Source organism: Streptomyces sp. GSL17-111 (assembly GCF_037911585.1).
In the GTDB taxonomy this organism is placed as follows: Bacteria; Actinomycetota; Actinomycetes; order Streptomycetales; family Streptomycetaceae; genus Streptomyces.
In genome coordinates, this window is sequence record NZ_JBAJNS010000001.1 from 1,816,781 (window position 1) to 1,835,673 (window position 18,893).

The following is an 18,893-nucleotide window of genomic DNA, read 5'->3' on the forward strand; positions in this document are numbered from 1 at the left end:
GCCACGGTGATCCCGTGGCCCCCGGGCTTCGGTGCGTCCGGCGGGGTCTCAGGCCCCGAGGCGGCGGACGGCCTCCGCGACGCGCTCGTCGGTGGCGGTGAGGGCCACCCGCACGAACCGGTCGCCGGCCGGGCCGTAGAAATCGCCGGGGGCGACGAGGACGCCGCGTCCGGCGAGGTCCGCGACCGTCTCCCAGCAGGGCTCGTCGCGGGTCGCCCAGAGGTAGAGGGACGCCTCGCTGTGCTCGATGCGGAACCCGGACTTCTCCAGCGCCGTGCGCAGGCCGTCCCGGCGGGCCGCGTACCGCAGGCGCTGCTCGGCCACGTGCGCGTCGTCGCGCAGGGCGGCGACCGTGGCCGCCTGCACCGGCGCGGGCACCATCATCCCGCCGTGCTTGCGGATCGTCAGCAGCTCCCCCAGCACCCCGGCGTCCCCGGCCAGGAACGCCGCCCGGTAGCCGGCCAGGTTGGAGCGCTTGGAGAGCGAGTGGACGGCGACGACGCCCTCGTGGCTCCCACCGCAGACGTCCGGGTGCAGGACGGAGACGGGATCGGCCTCCCAGCCCAGCTCCAGGTAGCACTCGTCGCTGAACAGCAGCACCCCGTGCTCACGGGCCCAGTCGACGGTGGCGCGCAGCACGTCGGCGTCGAGGACGCGCCCGGTCGGGTTGGACGGCGAGTTCAGCCACAGCAGGCGCAGCCCCGCCGGATCGACGTCGCGCGGATCGTCGTACGCTACGGGCTCCGCCCCGGCGAGCCGCGCGCCGACCTCGTAGGTCGGGTAGGCGAGGCGCGGGAAGGCCACCCGGTCGCCCGGTCGCAGCCCGAGCTGGACCGGGAGCCACGCGACCAGCTCCTTCGAGCCGACGACGGGCAGAACGTTGGTGGGGCGAAGGCCCCGGGCCCCGAGGCGGCGTTCGCACCACCGGGTGATCGCGTCACGCAGTTCGGCGGTGCCCCACACCGTCGGATAGCCGGGCCGGTCACTCGCGTCGGCGAGGGCCCGCTGGATCACCTCCGGCACCGGGTCGACCGGCGTGCCGACCGACAGGTCGACGATGCCGCCCGGATGGCCGGCCGCGGTGGCCTTGTACGGCTCCAGCCGGTCCCAGGGGAAGACGGGGAGCCGGGACGACAGGGAGGGCGGGGAGGGCACGTGCGGGGCTCGCTTTCTCTTCTCGGTGCCGCGCGAAGCCGCCTGCGGCGCGCGGGGCGATGGGTCCGGCCGCACACACCGACGGATCACCACGGTCCCGTACGGCATGTGCACCGTACGGGACCGTGGTGATCCGCGTGGGCTCAGGCGTCCGGGGCGTGCCGCGGACGGCGCGCGCCCGGCGCACGCCGTCGTGTCACGCGTTCCGTCGCGCATCGCTCACGCGCGGGGACGCGGTCGCGTCACTCGTTGTGCTCCTGCGGCGGCAGCGCGGCCACGACCGGGTGGTCCCGGTCGATCAGGCCGAGCTTGCTGGCGCCGCCGGGCGAACCGAGCTCGTCGAAGAACTCGACGTTCGCCTTGTAGAAGTCCTGCCACTCCTCCGGGGTGTCGTCCTCGTAGAAGATCGCCTCCACCGGGCAGACCGGCTCACAGGCCCCGCAGTCGACGCATTCGTCCGGGTGGATGTACAAGGACCGCTTGCCCTCGTAGATGCAGTCGACGGGGCACTCCTCGATGCATGCCTTGTCCTTCAGGTCGACACAAGGCTGCGCGATGACGTAGGTCACGCTGTCGTTCCTCCTCGGTAGGGCCATATCGCGCGGGAGCGCGGCGTCGTCGATGCCCGCATCTAGTATCGCCGTTCCCGGGCACAAGACGAACAAGAGGGTCTGACAGAGCAGTGGAATTCACCATGAGCGGACGTCACGAAGTTCGCATCACCACCGATGACGTGGGAAAACGTGTATCCGTTCGGAGCCTGACGGACCCCGGGGAGCGGGCGGGGCGGTTCACCGACACGGTCGGCGTGCTCACCTCGTGGACGCACGATGTGGTGCACATCACGCGGCGGGACGGGGAAACGGTGCGCATTCCGGCCACGCGCCTCGTCGCCGCGAAGGTCGTGCCGCCCACCCCCGCGCGCCGTCGCGGGCTCCCGGCCGCCGGGTACCGCGAGCTGGCGCTCGTCGCCGCGCGGGGCTGGCCCCCGGTGGAGAGCGAGCGGCTGGGGGACTGGACGCTGCGCGCGTCCGGTGGGTTCACCCGGCGCGCGAACTCCGTCCTGCCGCTGGGTGATCCGGGCCTGCCCCTCGACGCCGCGCTCGACCACGTCACCGCCTGGTACGCCCGGCGCGGCCTGCCCGCCCACCTCCAGGTCGCCACCGGGGCCGAGGGCACCGACGAACCGCTGGCGGCGGCCCTGGACGAGCGCGGCTGGCGGCGCGAGGTCTCGGCGGAGGTGCGGATCGCCGGGCTGGCCCCGGCCGCCGACGCGGCCCAGGAGGCTCACGCCGGGCACACCGCCGGGCAGGGCGCGGCTGCGGCGGTGGCGCTGAGCCGGACGGTCGACGCCGCGTGGCTGGCGCGCTACCGGCGCTCCCGCGCGGCGTCGCCCGAGGTCACCTCGGTGCTCGGCGGCGGGCCCTCCGTGTGGTTCGCCTCGGTACCCGGCGAGGGGGCGCCGGCCGCCGTCGGACGGTGCGTGGTCGACGGCCGCTGGGCCGGTTTCGCGGCGGTCGAGGTCGACCCCGCCCGGCGCCGGGAGGGTCTCGCCTCGGCGGTCATGGCCGCGCTGGCCCGGCAGGCGCTGGCGGAGGGCGCCTCGGCGGCGTACCTCCAGGTGGAGTCGGACAACGAACCGGCGCTCGCCCTCTACGAGCGGCTCGGCTTCGCTCCGCACCACCGCTACCACCACTACCGCCCCGACCACCACGACCCCGCCCAGCAGGGCTGAAGGGCGGGCGCACCATGGACCCGACCGTACGGGAGCGGTTCGCCGAGGCCGCCCGCGCCGAACACCCCGACCTCGCGGTGCTGTGCCTGCTGATCTGCGCGGCGGCCGGCCTGGGACCGGGCGGGGTCGCCCCGCAACCCGGCGAGGCCCCGCTCGTCGCCTCACCGGAGAGCCGGGTGGACGCGATCGTGGACGAGGGGCAGATCGAGCTGGACCGGCTGACCGGGCTGCTGCCCTACGCCACGGGACGCACCCCCGCGGAGTGGGCGCGGGCCCTGGCCGGGCTGCTGGGCGAGCGTGAGGGCTTCCACGGCACCGAGGCGGACTACGAGCGGCTGGACTCCTCCCTGCTCGGTGCGGTTCTGCGGCGCAGGCGCGGGCTGCCGATCCTGCTGTCGGTGGTGTGGCTGGAGGTCGCCCGGCGGGCGGGCGCCCCCGTGCACGGTGTGGGGCTGCCCGGCCACTTCGTCGTCGGCTTCGGCGATCCACAGGGGCCCGACCACGTGCTGGCGGACCCGTTCGCGGGTGGCCGGCCGCTGTCCCTGGAGGACGCCGGGGCGCTGGTCGCCGGGGCGGGTTTCGGGTCGGGCGGGCGGCTGTCGCCGTCCCTGCTCGTCCCGGCCGCACCGCTGGACGTCGTGCAGCGGATCCTCGGCAACATCCGGGTCTGGGCGGCGGCCCGCCCGGAGCGCGTGGACGTCCGGCTCTGGGCGGTGGAGCTGTCCCTGCTGCTTCCGCACCACCCGGTGCGGCTCCGGCACGAGCGGGCCCTGTTGCTGGTGGAACGCGGGGACTTCCTCGGCGGCGCGCGGGCACTGGAGGAGTACGCCGACCTCGTCGCGGCGGCCGATCCGGACGCCGCGCGGACCGCGCGCGGCGAGGCGCACGCCGCGCGGGCCCGGCTCAACTGAGCCGGGCCCGCTGCGCGGAGCCGGGACCCGCGCCGCCTACTGTCCGTCGAGCTCGATGACGCCGACCCGCTGCGCCGGGTCCGTCTCCAGCAGCGCGGTGCGGAGCACCCCCGCCACGTCCTCCGGGGTGACCGGCGTGCTGCTGCCGTCCCCGCGCGTGACCAGGACACCGTCGAAGGTGCTGCCGTACAGCTCCTCCAGCGCTTCCAGGTCGTAGTGGTCGACGAGCGTGCCGTCCGGGGTCGGCCGCATCGAGAGGAACTTGGGCAGGGAGCGCTCGGGGCTGAAGCTGATCTCGGCCGTCCCGGCCCGCACGGTGACCAGCCCGGACATGGCGGGCTCACCGAACTCCTGGATCGCGCGCTCGAACTCCGCGTCGGTGACCTGGGGAGTCTGCTCGCCGACGGAAAGCTCGATCACCGCGTTCTCGCCGGTGGCCGCCCGCTCGCGGTAGGCGGCCTCGACGGTCTCGGCCGCCTGCTCCGGGTCGACGGCCTGCCGCGCCCGGCCCTCGACGACGACCGGCTCGCCGTTCTCGAACCGGATCATCCCGTCCTGGGCGCCGCCCTCGCCACCGCCGAGCTCGGCCAGCGCGGCCCGCAGCTTCTCCTCGTCCACGGTGAACACGGGCTCGGCCGGGTGCTCACCGCCGACGAGTGAGCCGATGACGGCGATCGGGTTGTACTCGCGCCCCGCCGCGCCGGCCACGGTCGTCTCCGCGTCGAAGGAGAGCCCGGCGACGCTGGGCTTCAACTCGTGCGGGGTGCCGCCGACGTCGAGCGTGAGCGGCTCCGTCGCCCGGTCGCCGATGCGCCGCTCCAGCGAGGCGACGGCCTCCGCCTTGGTGGTACCGCCGATGTCGACGCCGAGCACGGTCGTGCCGTTCGGGACGTCGGCGTGGTTCATGAGCAGCCCCGCGCCGTAGGCGATGCCGAGGACGCCGACCGCCACGACACCGACCAGCGTCAGCTTCGAGCGGCCCTTCCTGGCGGGCGGCCGGGACGCGGCCGGAGCCTGGTTCGAAGCGGGCGGCGTGGGCGGTGCGGACTCGGCGAACGGGTCCGGCGCGGCCTCACCGGCGCCGGACACGGCCGGGATCCCGCCGGGGGCGGTGTCACCGACACCCGGCCGGGGAGCGTCACTCCGGGGGCCCTCGCCGCCCGGGCGGTGCGGGTCGTGGGCGTCGTGGGCGTCGTGGGCGTCGTTCAACTGAGGTGTGCCGTGCGGCGCGGACCCGCCGTAGGTGTCGAACCGGGCTCCGGGCGGCGGCGCCAGGACGGACGGCGGCCCGGGGGGCTGCTGTCCGGCACCGTCGACCGTGAACTCCGGCGGCAGCAGCGGCATGTCACCCGTCGCCCCGGTCGTCGGCCCGGCGGGCCGTCCGTGCGGCGGCGGCTGCGGCGACTGCGGCGGCGGTGCCTGCGCGGGCGACGGCTGTCCCTGCGCCGACCGTTCCCCCGCCGGGAAGCCGGGGAGCTGCGCGGTGTCCGTACCACCGGGCGGCGTCTGCTGCGGGGACACCGGTCCTGCGGCCGGGGCCTGTTGCTCGTCCAGCGGCGGCGGACCGGAGGGCGGCTTGCGGGGCGCGAACCAGGAGCTGGTCTCCCGGCCGCCCGCTCCGGCCTCCGGTGCGGCCGTTCCGGACGGCGGCGTCGGCGGCCCGGCGGCGTCCGGCGCGGGCGCGCCCTCCTCCGCCCGGACCTCCTCCTCGCTCACCGGCTTGCGCATGACGACCGGCGGAATGGGCCGCGACCCGGGAATGTTGATGCGGATGCGCGTGGTCAGCGTGGTCTCGGTCTTCGGTTCGCCCGGTTCGTTGCCTGCCGGATTCGAACTGTCAGTTTCACGGCTCAAAACAGGATCTCCCGGTTGGGTGCGCCGCACTCATCGATGGGGATGGTGTTGCGAGTACGGCTCGCCGGCGGCACTACCTTACTGGGGGCGTCCGGCAAGGTCTCCTGGACCGCCGAAACGCAACCCTCCGGGCGGTGCGACGGTGGCGCAGATCACAGCGAGCACCATGCCGCCGTAGAGGAAGACGTAGGAGCCGAGCGCCGTCCCGAAGAGGAAGTCCCCTTCGGGCCTGGTCCATACCAACAGCACCAGCACGGTGAGGGACCAGGCGACGGCGGGAACGGCCGCGCCCGCACGGGTGCGCGTCAGCAGGGAACCGCCCACGCAGACGGCCGCCGTGCCCGCCAGGGCCAGCAGCAGCCCGCCGGGGAACCAGGCGGCGTGCACGAGCGTGCCGGTCAGGGCGGTGACGGCGCCGAGCACCCCGAGCCCCGCGTAGGAGATCAGCCGGACGGGGCTCATCCGAACACCCCCGCGAACAGGTCGTCGTGGGGAGCGCCGGGGACGTGGCCGCCGGGCGGGAGGACGTAGCACTCGACCGTGTGCAGGGGCTGGCCGAGGTGGTTGGAGAGGGCGAACCAGTCGCCGTCGACGACGATCTGCGTCGCGTGGGCGCGCATCGCGGCCGCCTTCGCCGCCGCGCAGCGGGGCCCGCCGTCGATGCGGACAGCGACGTCCTCGTCGTCCACGACGCCGGGGACGTCGCCCGGGTCCGCCGCGCGCGGGAAGGGGTTCCCGGCGAAGGCCTCGGGGGCGACGGCGGAGCGCGGCACGCCGTTCCAGTACACCCGGGCGACGCCGTGGGGTTCGCCGGCGGCGGACCGGAAGGCCGGGTCGGCCGCCAGCTCGACGCCCCGCACGGCCACCCGGTGGGCCTGGATGTGGTCGGGGTGCCCGTACCCGCCGTCCGGCCCGTAGGTGACGAGCACCTGGGGCCGCGTCTCCCGGATGATCGCGGCCAGCATTCCCGCCGCCTCCTCCAGGTCGGCCTGCCAGAAGCACGCGGGGCGGTCGTTCTGCGGCGCGCCCATCATGCCGGAGTCCCGGTAGCGTCCGGGGCCGCCGAGGAACCGGTGGTCGGTGACGCCGAGTTCGCGCAGGGCCGCCCGCAGCTCCCCGACGCGGTGCGGGCCGAGGGCGTCCTCCCGGTCGGGAGCCAGGTGCGCGAGGGCCGGCGGGATCACCTCGCCCTCCTCGCCGAGGGTGCACGTCACCAGGGTGACGTGCGCACCCTCGGCCGCGTACTTGGCCATCGTGGCGCCGTTGTTGATGGACTCGTCGTCCGGGTGCGCGTGCACCAGCAGCAGCCGGCGGTCGGAGGAGGGAGCGGACTCGGTCATGCGCCGAGCCTACGCGCCACCGGTCAGAAGCTGACGCTGCCCAGCATGTCCGCGACGCTCGTCGTGAAGTCACTGATGGTGGGCGCGATGGACGAGCTGGCGAGGTAGAACCCCAGCAACATGCAGACCACGGCGTGCCCCGCCTTCAGTCCCGACTTCTTGATCAACAAGAAGACGATGATCGCCAGCAGCACCACCGCCGAAATCGAGAGTGCCACGGCGGTTCACCTCCAAGACTGCGTCGTTGTACGGGTCAGAAGATCGGACGGTCATACGATCGAACATGTCATAGCGGTTTATGACACGGGGATAGCACGACATGCATACCCACGCATCCACGCCGCGCAACTGATCATAACGACCGGTGAGCCCGCACGAGTCGGTGCACGGGAGCAGACGGGGGCGCACGCCTCCGTCCGGCGATTTGATCAACGCGCTTGACGGCAGCGGCTGTTGGGTGCGCGCGGGCTCGCAAGGACGCGGCGCGGCGCGAGCCGCGCGGCGGGCGGCCGGTGGTGGGGGGACGCCCCGGCGACGCCACGTCCGCGGTGGTCGGAGACCGACCACCGGGCGCGGTGCACCAGGTGCCAGGGGGTGTTTCGAAAGTAGCGTCGTCCGCCCGGAGGGCGGGGCTGGGGGCGTCCGGTGCGTGCGATCGCCAGGCGGAGGGAGGAAAGCGCAGCGGGCTGCGCTGACGACCGACAACGCCGCGAGCGTGCGTGCCGGGCGCCCCCAGCCAGACGAGACTTTCGAAACACACCCTAAACAGCCCTGCACTCGCCGGCCCCCGTTCTGCCCTGACGGGCGTCGCTCGTCGTCACCGGCGCATTACCCCTCCGGTGCGGGCCCGCAAACGCCGACCCCCGCACAGCGGTGTAGGTCACACGTACGCTCGGCCCATGCCACCCAACACCCATACCTCGGAAAGCTTCCCGCGTCAGCACGCCCGGACCCAGCGCTTCACCCTCGGCGCGCCCCGGTCCTTCTCCGTCGCCCCGGACGGCTCACGCGTCACCTTCCTCCGCTCCCCCGGCGGCGACGCCCGCGCCCAGGCCCTGTGGGTGCACGAGGTGAACGGGGACGACGCGCCGCGCGCGTACCCGGCCGCCGACCCGCAGGCGCTCCTCGGCGGCGCCGCCGAGGAGCTCTCGCCCGAGGAACGCGCCCGGCGTGAACGGAGCCGAGAGGGCTCGGCGGGCATCGTCGGATACGCGACGGACGCCGCCGTGGAGCTGGCCGCCTTCGCCCTCTCCGGCCGCCTCTTCGTGGCGGAGCTGCGGGCGGGCACCGCGCGCGAACTCCCCTCCGCGACGCCCGTGGTGGACCCCCGCCCCTCCCCCGACGGACGGCGCGTCGCGTACGTGGCCCGGGGTGCCCTGCGGGTCGTGCACGCCGACGGCAGCGGCGACCGGCCGCTCGCGGAACCGGAGTCGGCCACCGTCACCTACGGCCTGGCCGAGTTCGTCGCGGCCGAGGAGATGAAGCGCAGCCGGGGCTTCTGGTGGTCCCCGGACAGCCGTCGGCTGCTGGTCGCCCGGGTCGACGACGCCCCGGTGCGACGGTGGTGGATCGCGGACCCGGCGAACCCGCAGAGCCGTCCCGCCGAGGTGGCCTACCCGGCCGCCGGCACCCCGAACGCCGACGTGACGCTCCGGCTGCTGGACGCCGACGGAACGGACGCGGACGACGGGAAGGGCCTCTACGTCGGCTGGGACCGGGAGGCCTACCCCTACCTCGTCGCGGTCCACTGGTCGGGCGGCGGCCCTCCGCTCCTGCTCGTGCAGGCCAGGAACCAGCGCACCCAGCAGTACCTGACCGTGGACGTGGACAGCGGGCGGACGGCGCCGCTGCACACCGAGACGGACCCGGACTGGCTGGAGATCATCCCCGGCACGCCCGCCTGGGCCCCGGGCGAGCGGCTGGTGCGCGTCAGCGACGAGACGGGGGCGCGCGCCCTGCACGTCGGGGACGCCGTCCTCAGCGACCCGGCCCTGCACGTCCGGGCCGTCCTGGACATCGGCGAGCACGACGTCCTCTTCAGCGCCTCCTCCGACACGACGGGCGAGGTCGCCGTCCACCGCGCCGCGCTCGACGGCAGCGGATGCACCCGGATCTCCGGCGACGGGAGCGGCGCGCCCCACCACGCCTCGGCCGTGCGCGGCGGCGACACCCTTGTGCTCGTCACCGCGCACCTGGGCGAGCCCGGCGCCCGCGCCGAGGTGAACGGCCACCTCGTCCCGTCGTTCGCCGAGACGCCCGTGCTCCGGCCCGCGCCGACCCTCCTGCGCGCGGGCGCGCGCCGCATCCCGGCCGCCGTGCTGCTGCCCACCGGTCACCGGGCGCAGGACGGGCCGCTGCCCGTCCTCCTCGACCCCTACGGCGGCCCGCACGGACAGCGCGTGGTCGCCGCCCACAACGCCTACCTGACCTCGCAGTGGTTCGCGGACCAGGGGTTCGCCGTCGTCGTCGCGGACGGCCGGGGCACCCCCGGCCACTCCCCCGCCTGGGAGAAGGCCATCGCGGGGAACATCGCGGACGTCGTCCTGGAGGACCAGGTCGACGCCCTCCACGCGCTCGCCGCCGACCACCCGTTGGACCTCACCCGCGTGGCGATCCGCGGCTGGTCCTTCGGCGGCTACCTCGCCGCGCTCGCGGCGCTGCGCCGGCCGGACGTCTTCCACGCCGCCGTCGTCGGCGCGCCGGTGACCGACGTGCGGCTGTACGACACGCACTACCAGGAGCGCTACCTCGGGACGCCGCAGGAGCGGCCCGAGGTCTACCGGGCCAACTCCGTCGTGGACGACGCCGGGCTGGTCGGGGCGCGCGCCCCGCAGCGGCCGATGATGCTCGTCCACGGGCTCGCGGACGACAACGTCGTCGTGGCGCACACCCTGCGGCTCTCCTCCGCCCTGCTGGCCGCCGGACACCCGCACGAGGTGCTGCCGCTGTCCGGCGTCACCCACATGACGCCGCAGGAGGAGGTGGCCGAGAACCTGCTGCTGCTCCAGGTCGCCTTCCTCCGCCGCGCCCTCGGCCTCACCCCGGACGCGGCCGGGACCTGACACCGGAGACGACGGTGCCGCCCGGCCCCTTCGCAAGGAGCCGGGCGGCACCGTCGTCTCAGGGCCGGTGTGCGGCCCGCCGGGTCACTTCTCCAGGCGCGTCAGGGCCTCGTCCATGACGACGGCCCTGCCGCTGGAGAGCGCGTCGCCGTCCTCCGGGAAGTGGCAGGCGGTCAGGTGACCGTCCCGGTTGCCGGAGAGCTGCACGAGCGGCGGCTCCTCCGTCGCGCAGACGTCCTGGGCCTTCCAGCACCGGGTGCGGAAGCGGCAGCCGGAGGGCGGGTTGATCGGCGAGGGCACGTCACCGGCGAGGCGGATGCGCTCACGCTGGGGCGCGTCGTCGTCGTGCAGCGAGGCCTCGGGCACCGCCGAGAGCAGGGCGTGGGTGTAGGGGTGGCGCGGCGCGTTGTACAGCGAGTCGCGGTCACCGACCTCCACGATCTTGCCGAGGTACATGACGGCGAGGCGCTGCGAGAAGTGCCGGACGATCGCCAGGTCGTGCGCGATGAAGACGAAGGCGATGCCCAGTTCCTTCTGCACGTCCTGGAGCAGGTTCACGACCTGCGCCTGGATGGAGACGTCCAGCGCGGAGACGGGCTCGTCGGCGACGATGAGCTTCGGCTCCAGCGCCAGGGCGCGGGCCACCCCGATGCGCTGCCGCTGACCGCCGGAGAACTCGTGCGGGAAGCGGTTGAAGTGCTCGGGGTTGAGGCCGACGATCTCCAGCAGCTCGCGCACCCGGGCCTCGCGGCCGCCGGAGGGCTCGATGCCGTTGATCTCCATCGGCGCGCTGATGATCTTGCCGACCGTCTGCCGGGGGTTCAGCGACGAGTACGGGTCCTGGAAGATCATCTGGATCTCGGACCGGATCGGGGCGAGCTGCTTGCGCCCCGCGCGGGTGATGTCCTGGCCCTGGTAGGTGATGCGGCCGCCGGTCGGCTCCAGCAGCCGCGTCAGCATCCGCCCGGTCGTGGACTTGCCACAGCCGGACTCGCCGACCAGGCCGAAGCTCTCGCCCGGGAACACCTGGAGGTCGACACCGTCCACCGCCTTGACCGCACCCACCTTCCGCTTGAACGGAAAGCCCCCGTAGACGGGGAAGTGCATGGTCAGGTTCTCGGCGGTCAGCAGCGGCTCTCCCGGGGCCGGGAGCGTGTCCTTCGGCTCGGTCAGGGTGAGTTCGTCACTCATGGTTCGGTCTCCCTAGCCCAGCCGGGGCTTGATCTGCTCGACGAAGAGGGTCTGCTTCTGCTCGGCCGTGAGGTGGCAGGCGGAAGCGCGGCCCGCGCCGAGCTCGGGGCGGTCGGTGGTGCACAGGTTCCCGCCCACCTCGCCCCGGAACGTGCAGCGCGGGTGGAAGGCGCAGCCGGAGGGCGGGTTGAGCAGCGAGGGCGGGTTGCCGGGGATCGGCATCAGCTTCTCGTGGACGTTGCCGCTCAGGCTGGGCATGGACGACAGCAGGCCCCAGGTGTAGGGGTGCCGGGGCGCCCGCAGCACCTCGGCCGCCGATCCGCGCTCCACCGCCCGGCCGCCGTACATCACCATGATGTCGTCGGCCATCTCGGCGATGACGCCGAGGTCGTGGGTGATGAAGACGATCGAGGAGCCGAACTCCTGCTGGAGGTCCTTGAGCAGGTCGAGGATCTGCGCCTGCACGGTGACGTCCAGGGCGGTCGTCGGCTCGTCCGCGATGACCAGGTCCGGGTCGCAGACCAGGGCCATGGCGATCATCGCGCGCTGGCGCATACCCCCGGAGAACTGGTGGGGGTAGTCGTCCACGCGGGTCTTCGGGTGCGGGATGCCGACCTTGGTCAGCATCTCGATGGCCCGCTCCCGGGCCTCCTTCTTGCTGGCCCCGGTGTGCTTGCGGAACGGCTCCATGATCTGCCGGCCGATCGTGTAGAACGGCGACAGCGCGGTCAGCGGGTCCTGGAAGATCATGGCCATCTTGTTGCCGCGGAGCTTCTCCAGGGTCTTCTCCCTGGCGCCGGTCAGCTCCTGGCCGTCCAGCACGATCTCCCCGGTGACCGTGGTCGTCTTCGGGTTGTGCAGGCCGAGCACCGTCAGGTTCGTCACCGACTTGCCGGAGCCCGACTCGCCGACGATGCCGAGGGTCCTACCCCGCTCCAGGTCGAACGAGAGACCGTCGACGGCCTTGACGATGCCGTCCTCGGTGGAGAACTGCACCCGCAGGTCGCGGACCGACAGGAAGGCGTCCCGCCCGGTCGGGGCCGGGGCGTCCTCGGTCTTGGTGAGTGTGGTCACGGGAAGTACTCCTAGCCCAGCCGCACGCGGGGGTCGATGTAGGCGTACGCGGCGTCGACGACGACGTTGCACAGCAGGATGAACGTCGCGCCGACCAGCATCACGCCCATGGTGAGAGGCAGGTCGATGTTCGTCACCGCGTCGACGGCCAGCCGGCCGATGCCGGCCAGGCTGAAGGTCATCTCGGTGACGATCGCGCCGCCGAGCAGGGCGCCCAGGTCCATGCCCAGGATGGTGACGATGGGGATGAGCGAACCGCGCCAGGCGTAGCGGAAGAAGACGTAGGGGCGCGACATGCCCTTGGCGCGGGCCGTCCGGACGTGCTCCTCCTGCAGCTGCTCGATCATGCTGGAGCGCGACATACGCGTGTACTGCGCGGTGAAGATGAGCGCCATGACGAACCAGGGGATGAGCAGGCCGGTGAACCAGCCGAGCGGATCCTCGGTGAGGGGCACGTAGCGAGGCGATTCCATGATGCCGGTGCTGAAGACCAGCGCGCCCAGGACGATCGGCCCGAGGAAGTAGATCTGCATCGAGCTGAAGACCAGGGACATGGAGCTCAACGTCTTGTCGGTGACGGTGCCCTTCTTGGCGGCCGCGATGAGGCCGGCGCCCAGGCCCAGGGTGAGGAAGATGACCAGCCCGCCGAGCGACAGGGACAGCGTCAGGGGCAGCCGGTCGACGATCGTGTCCCAGACCATCAGGTCGGTGTTGAAGGAGACACCGAGGCAGGGCGCGTCGCAGTGGCCGACGGAGAAGTCCCGGCCCATGACGATGCCGCGCATGAACTCCCAGTACTGCTGGGCGATCGGGTCGTTGAGGCCGAGGTTGTCTCTGATGATGTCCTTGGCGGCCTCGGTGCAGTTCTTTCCGCACGCCAGCACTGCGGGGTCACGCGGGGCGGCGAAGAAGATGAGGAAGGTGAACGCGCTGATCAGGATCAGGATCACGAACGCGCTGCTCAGCCGTCGGATGAGAAATCGAAGCATGGGAGTCCGCTGCTCTCGGGGTGGCGGCAGGGGGTCTGGGAGAGGAGACGTTGGACCTGCGAACGGCCCCCGGGAACGCGCGCTCCGCCGCGCGCGCGTTCCCGGGGACCCGGTTCAACGGGGTGTTACGACTTCAGGAACAGCCGGGAGACGTCGATGTAGCTCTTCTCGGAGCTGTACCGGGCGCCGCCCACGTTGGAGCCGTGGATCTGCAGCTGCTTGGTGAAGTACAGCGGAGCCGCCGGGTTGATCTCCTCGACGATGTGCCGGTGGAGCTTCTGCCACTCGGTCGTGGCCTCCTCCGGGTCCGTGATCTCCAGGATCCGGTCGATCTCGGAGTTGACCTTGTCGTCGTTGATGTGCGAGTACACGGCCGAACCGTCGGCGAGCTGGTCACCGTCGTACAGCGGCGGGATGACGGTGGAGATGGACGGCCAGTCCTGGCCCCAGCCGGTCATGTAGATGTCGAGACCGTTGTCGACCTTGCCGACCCGCTCGTAGTAGGTGGCCTGGTCGATCTCCTTCTTCTCGACCTCGAAGCCGGCCTTCTCCAGCGCCTCCTCGATGATGATGGCCTGCTCCTGGCGGTGCGGCACGTTGGCGTAGCCGTAGACCAGGCTCTGGCCCTCGGCGCCGGCCTCCTTCAGGAGCTCCTTGGCCTTCTCGATGTCACCCTGCGGGTTCTCGATCTTGCCGTAGGGGTCGTAGCCCTTCTCGTAGCCCGGGACGGTCGGGGCGAGCAGACCGCCGGCGACCTCACCGCCGTAGGAGCCACCGTCGGGACGGAGGATGTTGCCGTTCGGCAGGGCGTAGGTGATCGCGTCGCGGATCTTCTTGTCCTTGATGCGGTCCATGTTCATGTTGAGCTGCCAGACGTAGGGCGCGTAGCCCTTGATCGTCCGGGCGTTCGTCTCCTCGTCGGAGACGATGCTCTTGATCTGCGAGGTGTCCACGGCGCCGCTGAACTGGATGCCGTTCTTGGCGTCACCACGGTCGGCGGCCAGACGCTTGGACTGGTCCACGCGGTCGTGGTTGAAGGTGATGTCCCAGCCGTCCACGAAGGCGTGACGCTTCGGGTCGGTCTCGGCGCTCCACTCCTCGTTGCGGACGAGCTTCATGTTCTTGCCCGCGTTGATCTCTTCGATCTTGTACGGACCCAGGGCGGTCGGCTTCTGGTCGTACTTCTCCTTCGTGTCCTTCTCCTCGGGCACGATGGAGTAGCCGGCCATCGCCAGGGCCTGCGGCAGGTCCGGGCGCGGCGTGTCGAACTTGAAGACGACCGTCTTGTCGTCCGGCGTCTCCAGGACGTCGTCCGGGAGGCTGTCACCGTTGTACGGGCCCTCGGGCAGGGCCTCGCGGTACTTGGTGCCGTCACCCGACAGCCACTGCTGCAGGTAGGTCGGGCCGTCGGTGATGTGCTTGGAGTACAGGCGCTCGACGGTGTGGCGGACGTCGCCCGAGTCGATCGGGTCGCCGTCCTCGTCCTTGATGCCGTCCTTGAGCGTGAACGTCCAGACCTTGCCGCCCTCGGAGGGGGTGCCGGAGTCGGTGGCTATGTCACCGACGACGGTCAGGCCGCCCTCGTCGTCCTCCACGAAGGTGGTGAGACCGCGGTGGATGAGCACCGACAGCAGACCGGCGTCGCTGACGTAGATCTGCCCCGGGTCCAGGTGCGAGAAGTCCGTCTGCTGGTAGACGCGGATGGTGCCGCCCTCGCGGGAGCCCTCGACCGGTGCGGCCGGGCCCTTGGATGCCTCGGCGTCACCGTAGGCGACGGCCTCGGACTGCTCCTTGGCGTCGTCCTGCGTCTTGGAGTCGTCCTTCGTCTGGGAGTCGCTGTCGCCGCCGCCGCAGGCGGTCAGGGCGAGAGAACCCACCGCGATGGCGACCACCGCGGTGCGCGCTCTGCGCGTGGAAAGGAGCCTCATGGAGTTTCTCCACCTGCCTGTTGTCGTGATCAGTTGTGCTGCCTGACGGGCCCGGTCGCCCGGCGCAGGGGTGGCAGCCCCCCTGCCAACGGACGGCTCAGCGTCCAGCCTTGGGGTCGATGGCGTCCCGTACGGAGTCACCGAGGAGGTTGAAGCTCACGATGAAGATCACCATCGCGATGCCGGGGAAGAGCATGTACACGGGGTTGTCCTGGTAGATCTCGCCCGCTCGCTGGAACATGCGGCCCCAGTCGGGCGTCGGCTCCGTGTAGCCGATACCGACGAAGGAGAGGAAGGCGACGGTCAGGATCGCCATGGGCAGCATGAGCGTGCCCTGCACCAGGATCGGCGTGTAGAGGTTCGGCAGCAGCTCCTTGCGCAGGATGCGCCACCGGGAGGCGCCGGAGACCTTGGCGGCCTCGACGAACTCCCGCTCGCGCAGCGAGAGCGTCGCACTGCGCACCAGCCGGGCCATGCCCATCCAGCCGAGGAAGGACAGCACGACCAGCATCGCGAGGAACCGGACGTAGACCGGCGTCTCCTTCGACGGGTCCACGAACAGCGCCACCACCACCGGCATGGTGGAGATGAGGAAGAGCTGGCTGGGCAGCGCCATGAAGAAGTCGGTGACGCGGCCGATCCAGTAGTCGGTCTTGCCGCCGAAGAACCCACCGACGAGACCGAGGAGCACACCGATGATCACGGAAATGATGGTCACCGGCACGGCGGTGTAGAGCGAGGTCCGCATGCCGTACAGCAGCTGCATCATGACGTCGCGGCCGAGGTCGGGCTCGATGCCGAACCAGTGCTCGCCCGAGACGCCGCCCGGACCGCCCGTGGGGTAGCCGAACGGGTCGAGTAGCGACAGGTCCTCGTGGCCGTAGAACGTGTACGGGTCCTTGCCGTAGATCCAGCTGACCACCGGCGCCAGCGCCGCGATGGCGAAGAAGAAGATGACCACACAGCCGGCGATCACGCCGGTGCGGTCGCGCTTGAAGCGCATCCACATGAGCTGGCCGGGGGACCGGCCTGCCGTCGTGCCCTGGGACGTGTCGGTCTTCTCCTCGGTCAGGGAAGCCGATTCCCCGGCAGTGGTGGTGTCGTTCCCGGCTGTCGCAGCCTGGGGAGGACTCGTCATCGCGTTGTGCCCCCGCGCTCTGTTTTTGGCGGAACCCGGTCATTCGGTGGCACTAGGTGTGCCATTGGGATGAGCGGACTCTTGCAACCCGTGGACAGCGGCGTCAAGAGTTTCCGGCGCGCTGGGGAGGCACCGCCCGATTCTTGAGCAAAGGTTATGCAGATCGAGGTCCATACGTGCTTGACAACGATCGTTAACATCGGGCATTTGATCACAAAGGGTATGTCTTCGTCGGTGATCTGTCCGCAACCAGAACGAGGCGGCACCGATATACGAACCGTGGTTGTACGAACACCTAAGGCCCGCCCGAGGGACAATGCAGACGCAACGCCCGTAGATCCCGAGGCCCTCAGGCGCCGGGATCGGTTGTTACCCATGAGGAACACGGTGTACACACAGCGGCACCCGGCCGGTGCCGCCGAGGTCAGCTCTCCGGGTGTGTGAGGTCGGGCCGGTCCTCGGCGAAGAAGCACGCGGAGTCGTGGTGGGCGGGGCCCTCCGCGTACCGGTACTCGGCCGGCACCGCCAGCGGCGGCACCTCCAGGGCGCACCGCTCCGCCGCCTTCCAGCAGCGCGTGCGGAACCGGCAGCCGGAGGGCGGGTTCGCCGGGGAGGGGACGTCGCCGGTGAGGATGATGCGCTCCCGCTCCGCCGCCAGCTCCGGGTCGGGCACCGGGACGGCCGACAGCAGCGCCTGCGTGTAGGGGTGCGTCGGGTGCTCGTAGATCTCGTGGTCCGTGCCCAGCTCGACGATCCTGCCGAGGTACATCACCCCGACGCGGTCCGAGATGTGACGGACGACGGACAGGTCGTGCGCGATGACGATGTAGGCGAGCCCGAACTCCTTCTGCAGCCGCTCCATCAGGTTGACGACCTGCGCCTGCACCGAGACGTCCAGCGCCGAGACCGGCTCGTCGGCGACGATGATCTCCGGGTTCAGGGCCAGCCCCCGGGCGATGCCGATGCGCTGCCGCTGCCCGCCCGAGAACTGGTGCGGGTACCGGTTGATGTACTCCGGGTTCAGCCCGACGACGTCCAGCAGCTCCTGGACGCGCGTGCGCCGGCTCCCCTTCGGTGCCACCTCGGGATGGATGTCGAAGGGCTCACCGATGATGTCGCCGACCGTCATGCGTGGGTTGAGCGAGGTGTACGGGTCCTGGAAGACCATCTGGATGTTGCGGCGCACGGCCTTGAGGCCCCGGCGCGACAGCGTGGCGACGTCCTCGCCCTTGTACAGGATCTGTCCGGCGGTGGGCCGCTCCAGGCTGACGAGCAGCTTGGCGACGGTGGACTTGCCGCAGCCGGACTCGCCGACGATGCCGAGCGTCTCCCCCCGGTGCAGGTCGAAGGAGACGCCGTCCACGGCCCGGACCGCGCCGACGTGCTTGCGGAAGATCACACCTTGGGTCAGCGGGAAGTGCTTGACGAGGTCCCGGACCTCCAGGATGACCTCGCCGCGCTTCTGCGGGCTCCGTTCGGCGCGCTGGGCGGTGGGGACGGACGCGGGCTCAGCCATACATCGTCTCCTTCCAGAAGTGGCAGCCGCTCGCCCGCCCGGGGACGGGGGCGCCGTCCCGCTCGGTGACCTCGTACAGCGGCGGATCGTCGACGGCGCACACGTCCCGCGCCTGCGGGCAGCGGGGGTGGAACGGGCAGCCGGGCGGGATGCGCAGCAGGTTGGGCGGCAGCCCCTTGATCGCGTACAGCTCCTGGCCCTTCTGGTCGAGCCGGGGGATGGAGTCGAGCAGGCCCCGGGTGTAGGGGTGGGCCGGGCGCTTGTAGAGGTCGTGCACGGGGGCCGTCTCCACGATCCGGCCCGCGTACATGACGGCGATCTTGTCCGCGACGTCGGCCACGACGCCGAGGTCGTGGGTGATGAGGATGAGGCCCATGCGGTACTCGCGCTGCAGCTCCGCGAGCAGCTCCATGACCTGGGCCTGCACCGTGACGTCCAGCGCCGTCGTCGGTTCGTCCGCGATGATCAGCTCCGGCTCCAGCGCCATTGCCATCGCAATCATGATGCGCTGGCGCATGCCGCCGGAGAACTGGTGCGGGAAGTCCCCGGCCCGCTGGGCGGCGGCCGGGATGCGCACCCGCTCCATCAGCTCGACGGCCTTCGCCTTCGCCACCTTCCGGGAGTCCCCCCGGTGCACCTGGAACATCTCCGCGAGCTGGAAGCCCACGCTCAGCACGGGGTTCAGCGAGGAGAGGGCGTCCTGGAAGATCATCGCCATCCGGGCCCCGCGCACCCGCCGCCGGGCGTCGGGGGTCAGCGTCAGCAGATCCTGGCCCTGGAAGAGGATCTCGCCGCCCGTGACGTAGCCGGGCGGCGAGTCGAGGATGCCCATCACCGCCTGCGCGGTGACCGACTTGCCCGACCCCGACTCCCCGAGGACGGCGAGCGTCTGCCCGGCGTCCACGGAGTAGTCGACGCCGTTGACGGCCCGGACCACACCGTCGCGGGTGCGGAACTCCACGTACAGGTCGCGCACGTCAAGCAGTGGGGGCACCTGCGG

At 71.8% G+C, this 18,893-nt stretch carries 16 protein-coding genes; 3 read left to right on the forward strand and 13 right to left on the reverse strand.

Going from position 1 to position 18,893, the window contains the following annotated elements:
- Positions 1 to 48: 48 nt before the first annotated feature.
- Entirely contained in the window at positions 49 to 1,155 is a 1,107-nt protein-coding gene (gene dapC, locus V6D49_RS07705; RefSeq protein WP_340558265.1) for a succinyldiaminopimelate transaminase, read from the reverse strand.
- Between the two features lie 242 nt (positions 1,156 to 1,397).
- Positions 1,398 to 1,724, reverse strand: coding sequence for a ferredoxin (fdxA, locus tag V6D49_RS07710; protein ID WP_340558267.1), 327 nt, complete (start codon positions 1,722 to 1,724; stop codon positions 1,398 to 1,400).
- A 113-nt stretch (positions 1,725 to 1,837) separates the two neighbouring features.
- Between fdxA and V6D49_RS07715 the strand changes: the two genes are divergently transcribed.
- Together V6D49_RS07715 and V6D49_RS07720 are read left to right on the forward strand one after the other, a co-directional pair.
- The gene (locus V6D49_RS07715; protein ID WP_340558269.1) at positions 1,838 to 2,890 is read left to right on the forward strand and encodes a GNAT family N-acetyltransferase; all 1,053 of its coding nucleotides are present in this window, start codon (positions 1,838 to 1,840) and stop codon (positions 2,888 to 2,890) included.
- A 14-nt stretch (positions 2,891 to 2,904) separates the two neighbouring features.
- Complete coding sequence (locus V6D49_RS07720; protein WP_340558271.1) at positions 2,905 to 3,801, forward strand: transglutaminase-like domain-containing protein; 897 nt, start codon at positions 2,905 to 2,907, stop codon at positions 3,799 to 3,801.
- Positions 3,802 to 3,837: 36 nt separating this feature from the next.
- Here the strand turns inward: V6D49_RS07720 and V6D49_RS07725 are convergent, their stop codons facing one another.
- The 4 genes from V6D49_RS07725 to V6D49_RS07740 form a co-directional block, all read right to left on the reverse strand.
- Entirely contained in the window at positions 3,838 to 5,655 is a 1,818-nt protein-coding gene (locus V6D49_RS07725; RefSeq protein WP_340558273.1) for a hypothetical protein, read from the reverse strand.
- Between the two features lie 78 nt (positions 5,656 to 5,733).
- Entirely contained in the window at positions 5,734 to 6,117 is a 384-nt protein-coding gene (locus V6D49_RS07730) for a DUF6113 family protein (RefSeq protein WP_340558275.1), read from the reverse strand.
- A complete protein-coding gene (mshB, locus tag V6D49_RS07735) occupies positions 6,114 to 6,995 on the reverse strand; it encodes an N-acetyl-1-D-myo-inositol-2-amino-2-deoxy-alpha-D-glucopyranoside deacetylase (RefSeq protein WP_340558277.1) in 882 nt (293 codons plus the stop codon). The genes V6D49_RS07730 and mshB overlap by 4 nt, the downstream gene beginning before the upstream one ends.
- Positions 6,996 to 7,018: 23 nt before the next feature.
- The gene (locus V6D49_RS07740) at positions 7,019 to 7,213 is read right to left on the reverse strand and encodes a hypothetical protein (protein WP_191210919.1); all 195 of its coding nucleotides are present in this window, start codon (positions 7,211 to 7,213) and stop codon (positions 7,019 to 7,021) included.
- A 681-nt stretch (positions 7,214 to 7,894) separates the two neighbouring features.
- On the opposite strand from V6D49_RS07740, the gene V6D49_RS07745 reads away from it, so the two are divergent.
- On the forward strand, positions 7,895 to 10,057 hold the full coding sequence (locus V6D49_RS07745) for a S9 family peptidase (RefSeq protein ID WP_340558279.1): 2,163 nt from the start codon (positions 7,895 to 7,897) through the stop codon (positions 10,055 to 10,057).
- A gap of 84 nt (positions 10,058 to 10,141) precedes the next feature.
- Here the strand turns inward: V6D49_RS07745 and V6D49_RS07750 are convergent, their stop codons facing one another.
- The 7 genes from V6D49_RS07750 to V6D49_RS07780 form a co-directional block, all read right to left on the reverse strand.
- Complete coding sequence (locus tag V6D49_RS07750; RefSeq protein WP_340558281.1) at positions 10,142 to 11,248, reverse strand: ABC transporter ATP-binding protein; 1,107 nt, start codon at positions 11,246 to 11,248, stop codon at positions 10,142 to 10,144.
- A gap of 12 nt (positions 11,249 to 11,260) precedes the next feature.
- On the reverse strand, positions 11,261 to 12,322 hold the full coding sequence (locus V6D49_RS07755) for an ABC transporter ATP-binding protein (RefSeq protein WP_340558282.1): 1,062 nt from the start codon (positions 12,320 to 12,322) through the stop codon (positions 11,261 to 11,263).
- 11 nt (positions 12,323 to 12,333) lie between these two features.
- Positions 12,334 to 13,311 carry an ABC transporter permease gene (locus V6D49_RS07760; RefSeq protein WP_340558284.1) on the reverse strand — a complete coding sequence of 326 codons (978 nt, stop codon included), beginning with the start codon at positions 13,309 to 13,311 and terminating at the stop codon, positions 12,334 to 12,336.
- Between the two features lie 125 nt (positions 13,312 to 13,436).
- Positions 13,437 to 15,239 carry an ABC transporter substrate-binding protein gene (locus tag V6D49_RS07765; protein ID WP_340558286.1) on the reverse strand — a complete coding sequence of 601 codons (1,803 nt, stop codon included), beginning with the start codon at positions 15,237 to 15,239 and terminating at the stop codon, positions 13,437 to 13,439.
- Positions 15,240 to 15,336: 97 nt separating this feature from the next.
- Entirely contained in the window at positions 15,337 to 16,377 is a 1,041-nt protein-coding gene (locus V6D49_RS07770; RefSeq protein ID WP_340558288.1) for an ABC transporter permease, read from the reverse strand.
- Positions 16,378 to 16,801: 424 nt separating this feature from the next.
- Positions 16,802 to 17,893, reverse strand: a complete 1,092-nt coding sequence (locus V6D49_RS07775) for an ABC transporter ATP-binding protein (protein WP_340558289.1) — start codon at positions 17,891 to 17,893, stop codon at positions 16,802 to 16,804.
- The gene (locus tag V6D49_RS07780) at positions 17,886 to 18,887 is read right to left on the reverse strand and encodes an ABC transporter ATP-binding protein (protein ID WP_340558291.1); all 1,002 of its coding nucleotides are present in this window, start codon (positions 18,885 to 18,887) and stop codon (positions 17,886 to 17,888) included. Before V6D49_RS07780 ends, V6D49_RS07775 begins: the two co-directional genes overlap by 8 nt.
- Positions 18,888 to 18,893 lie beyond the last annotated feature (6 nt).

Bases quoted from the DNA above. Each gene is read 5' to 3' on its own strand.
- V6D49_RS07765 (WP_340558286.1), bottom strand. From the start codon at position 15,239: ATGAGGCTCCTTTCCACGCGCAGAGCGCGCACCGCGGTGGTCGCCATC.
- mshB (WP_340558277.1), bottom strand. From the start codon at position 6,995: ATGACCGAGTCCGCTCCCTCCTCCGACCGCCGGCTGCTGCTGGTGCAC.
- V6D49_RS07770 (WP_340558288.1), bottom strand. From the start codon at position 16,377: ATGACGAGTCCTCCCCAGGCTGCGACAGCCGGGAACGACACCACCACT.
- V6D49_RS07745 (WP_340558279.1), top strand. From the start codon at position 7,895: ATGCCACCCAACACCCATACCTCGGAAAGCTTCCCGCGTCAGCACGCC.
- V6D49_RS07775 (WP_340558289.1), bottom strand. From the start codon at position 17,893: ATGGCTGAGCCCGCGTCCGTCCCCACCGCCCAGCGCGCCGAACGGAGC.
- V6D49_RS07750 (WP_340558281.1), bottom strand. From the start codon at position 11,248: ATGAGTGACGAACTCACCCTGACCGAGCCGAAGGACACGCTCCCGGCC.
- V6D49_RS07720 (WP_340558271.1), top strand. From the start codon at position 2,905: ATGGACCCGACCGTACGGGAGCGGTTCGCCGAGGCCGCCCGCGCCGAA.
- V6D49_RS07760 (WP_340558284.1), bottom strand. From the start codon at position 13,311: ATGCTTCGATTTCTCATCCGACGGCTGAGCAGCGCGTTCGTGATCCTG.
- V6D49_RS07730 (WP_340558275.1), bottom strand. From the start codon at position 6,117: ATGAGCCCCGTCCGGCTGATCTCCTACGCGGGGCTCGGGGTGCTCGGC.